Source organism: Tritonibacter sp. SIMBA_163 (assembly GCF_046535935.1).
In the GTDB taxonomy this organism is placed as follows: Bacteria; Pseudomonadota; Alphaproteobacteria; order Rhodobacterales; family Rhodobacteraceae; genus Epibacterium; species Epibacterium scottomollicae.
Window position 1 is genome coordinate 1 of sequence record NZ_JAWJBP010000504.1, and the last position, 269, is coordinate 269.

1 protein-coding gene is annotated in these 269 nt (G+C 63.6%); it reads left to right on the plus strand.

Going from position 1 to position 269, the window contains the following annotated elements; all coding sequences use genetic code 11:
* On the plus strand, nucleotides 1-269 hold a 269-nt coding region (locus R0J92_RS23305), incomplete at both ends, for an AMP-binding protein (RefSeq protein ID WP_411053423.1).

Genomic DNA, 269 nt, shown 5'->3' on the forward strand with positions numbered 1-269 from the left:
CGCGACGAACTGCATGCGCCGCTGCGCTACGAGCATGGCGACGTGGATTTCCGGCAGGCGGTCGAGGTGGAGAAGATCAACGGCACGGTCGTCGATTGTGTGCCCGTCGCCGCCACCGATCCACTTTACATTCTCTACACATCCGGGACGACGGGCCAGCCGAAGGGCGTGGTGCGCGACAATGGTGGGCATATGGTCGCCCTCCTGTGGACGATGGAGAACCTTTACGGCGTGAAGCCCGGCGAGGTGTTCTGGACGGCCTCCGACAT